Below are 282 nucleotides of genomic sequence, written 5' to 3'. Positions count from 1 at the left end.
GTGGATTCCGGCGCTGATCTGCATTGCGGTGCTGCTGGGGCTGAACCTGCCCACGGTGCGGGCGTTCGGTGAGACCGAGTTCTGGTTCGCGCTGATCAAGGTGGTCGCCATCGGTGCACTGATCGTCACCGGTCTGGTGATGGTGCTGACCGGCTTCACCGGTGACAGCGGAAGCACGGCCTCTTTGGCCAACTTGTGGAACGACGGCGGCTTCTTCCCGATGGGACCGATGGGATTCGTGGCCGGATTCCAGATCGCGGTGTTCGCCTTCTTCGGTATCGA

Annotated in this window: 1 pseudogene; it reads left to right on the top strand. The window is 62.4% G+C overall.

Going from position 1 to position 282, the window contains the following annotated elements:
- A pseudogene (locus GV790_RS30080) lies at nt 1–282 on the top strand (D-serine/D-alanine/glycine transporter); the annotation flags it as partial.

The organism is Nocardia cyriacigeorgica (genome assembly GCF_010858045.1).
In the GTDB taxonomy this organism is placed as follows: Bacteria; Actinomycetota; Actinomycetes; order Mycobacteriales; family Mycobacteriaceae; genus Nocardia; species Nocardia cyriacigeorgica_E.
This window is presented reverse-complemented; position numbering and strand designations above follow the sequence as displayed.